Genomic DNA, 2871 nt, shown 5'->3' on the forward strand with positions numbered 1-2871 from the left:
TGCTTTGCATGGACTTCAGTGGCGTTACAAACCTCGTCAGTCAGACTGTATTTATCGGAGCGATGCCAGCACTTCAGGGACACGTATCCCCTGTGGCCTACTTAATTCTCTGTGTACGCTTCACCTATCTTGTTCGCTGAAAAAAATTCAGCTCCGCCATAGGCGCAACACTCGATACGGGTGGTGAGTTAAACCTTACCCGACAGGGACTTGCACCCTGCAAGATGCATCAAGCTTCGCTTGACGCACTAACGCCTCATTAAGAGGCTAAAAATAGTTGGTTAAAATAGGCGACGAAGGAGCAAAAAACAACTGTTTTTTGTCCTTTTGAATGACTTGTTAGGCAACTTTTTTACCATTAACTAGCGGTATAGGTCTGAACTCACCTTGTTTCTTTTCGTGCATTACTGCACTTAATTTGAGAGTACAACCTTCGTTAGGTGTCAGTTCTACAACGAAAGGAAAACCGGGGGCAGTACTGCGTTCAATAGCAATAAATTGCCCGTTACATGTTTGCCCATTATTAAACTGCAAGCCTTTATTAAAACCGCTTCTAGTCATAGCACTGCTAGTACAGTTGAACGTGATTTCTGATTCATCATTTTCTATGACGAAAAGGAAATTAGAAATAGCTTCCATATAAAATTCAGCATGACATTCAATTGTGGTTTTTTGCCCCTCAGTTGTTACGTATGCACGTAAATTTGAAAACTCTTGAGGCCCTTTTTGAAATGTATTTTTGCCTTGAGTGACATCTACAATTTGTCTTAACGCAACCTCTAAACCCTGACCAAATAAATCAATATATAGTGATTGCATTAAAATTGGTGGCATCATGCAATCATCCATTTTAACAGGGATAATTTTAGTTTTCCCTTGGGTTGCCTTAATTACAGCATTTTGCCACTCAAGCTCGACCATTTTGCTTTGTAGGCTATTTTTAGATACGAAAAACAAGAATAGCTCGCAGTCGCCCAGACCTTTATTCATTTGATCAATAATACCGTCACCAGGTTGTATTGACCATGAATCATAAAATACCTGATCTTGACCGAATAACTGGCTAAGCCTTAATGCTATTTGTTCTACTACTGGTTTGTCATTGTAATTATGAGATAGGAATATCACCGTACCATCCTTAGTTGCCTAACGAGGCTGTAGAATAACTCTAACAGCCAAATTCAATTAAAAAACGAGCTCCTGTAATTAACTCTAAGCGCTTTTAAAGCATTAGGTAATGCATTTGGAACCCATAAAACAGGCTGTTTTTCTTAAAAAAGAGTAATTCTACAGCCACAACGCCGCCAGAAACTGCGGAGTAAGATGGCTGCTTTTTTGCGTGTTTTCTGCAAAAAAGAAGACAGCTTACGGAGGTCAGATTTACTGGCCTTGTTAAATTCATTGCTTGTCACTGCCTTTGACTGTGAAATTTTGGGTTAGCTTACGCTCCCCCGGTATATTTAGATTTTCAATGTAATAGTTTTGATCGATGTTTAACACCCAAATTGAACCAGAAAGATTCACAGTGGCCAATAATGGGAATGTTGCAGAAAACCTTGTAAGGATTGCTTTAGACTCATCTTTTTCTTGCGGTAGTGCGCCGGTTAACAGTTCTGGCTCTCCTGTACACTCTAGTTTTAATAGCTGGGAGCCTGGCTGCTGCTTACTAAGTTCTTTCTCTACATCAGAAACGACGAAACTGCGATAATCCTTTCCAAGACCAAGCCACTCGATCATATGAGCGCTTTTGTCGGCACAGTCGAAACCAGATACTTCAACGGAACTTTCATTCTTTGTAGGCTCTGCCATTGCTGAAATACTCAAAAAGGTAATAACTAATAAAGTGAGAATACTTTGCACGATCTCTCCGAGAATTTAACATTTTAGTATTTATGCGACACGCTGTTTGTGTTGCATAATCGCTTGTTGGACTGAGGCGCTACCTGCTCGGTGTGTTCGCGTTGGTATTGTTTATGCTATGGGAATTTGCTTTTTATGGCCTAACCGATATTTAGCCAATTTCATTGACGTGTATATCGTATCTAAGCTGTCCCTGCATTGCTCAGCGTTTATTATGTCCTTATTACACCTAAATTTAGCTTGATAAGCAACCATATTATTAAAACACACAGCCGCTATTAGCCTGAACAATTAAGCAGGTTAACATATTGATTCTATTAAGCAGGCTAGCCCGCTAACTCGTTCGCTCTGTTGTAACTGTTGCCGCATCAGACTCTGCTATACCAATAAATCGTAAGATACCCGCCTTGCATGACTGGCAAGGCCAATGCGGTATCAATGGATCTTTTTCTGTTTTTGGCTTCACTGGTTTACATGTGTGTGACTCTTGAGTCCTTATTAACGCTAACTTTTGTTTACGACATGCATTGGCTAAAAAGCCATAGTGGCGAATGCGCATAAACCCTTTCGGCAATACATGTTGTAAGTAACGCCGTAAAAATTCATCACAGCTCAGAGTCATGACTTTATCGCGGTTGTTATCTGCATAATCGCGGTATTTAAAGCTCACTGTTTCTTCAGTCGCTGACACTAATCGCGATTCTGACATCACGCCTTTTCGGGTATAACGCGCAAGGTAACTAACTAGCTTTTCACTGTACGTTAAACAGGCTTTGCTATACACGCACCATTTGGTTGGTGTGCTTACCTTCGCGAATGAACTATCGCATTCATTGAGCGCCGCGAGCATTTTCCCTCTAAACACTGTTGATAATGCTTTAACGGGGTATAAATAGCCTTTTTCTATTTCATGCCAGTGCGCTTTATTAAGCGCCCCTGCGGGTATCAAACAATGCAAGTGGATATGCTGACTTAAATTTTGCCCCCATGTATGCAGTACGCTTGTCATAC

General features: G+C 40.8%; 3 protein-coding genes. All 3 read right to left on the reverse strand.

From position 1 onward, the window contains the following. Positions 1-339: 339 nt before the first annotated feature. Positions 340-1128: a toll/interleukin-1 receptor domain-containing protein gene (locus ACJJVX_RS00175; RefSeq protein ID WP_405629464.1), complete on the reverse strand. Its 789-nt coding sequence runs from the start codon at positions 1126-1128 to the stop codon at positions 340-342. Between the two features lie 270 nt (positions 1129-1398). Beyond that, on the reverse strand, positions 1399-1860 hold the full coding sequence (locus ACJJVX_RS00180) for a hypothetical protein (RefSeq protein ID WP_405629466.1): 462 nt from the start codon (positions 1858-1860) through the stop codon (positions 1399-1401). Between the two features lie 334 nt (positions 1861-2194). Next, positions 2195-2871: transposase (locus ACJJVX_RS00185; protein ID WP_405629469.1), on the reverse strand; the 677-nt coding region annotated here is incomplete at its 5' end.

It is taken from the genome of Pseudoalteromonas sp. Ld20 (assembly GCF_045064175.1).
GTDB classification, from domain to species: Bacteria; Pseudomonadota; Gammaproteobacteria; order Enterobacterales; family Alteromonadaceae; genus Pseudoalteromonas; species Pseudoalteromonas neustonica.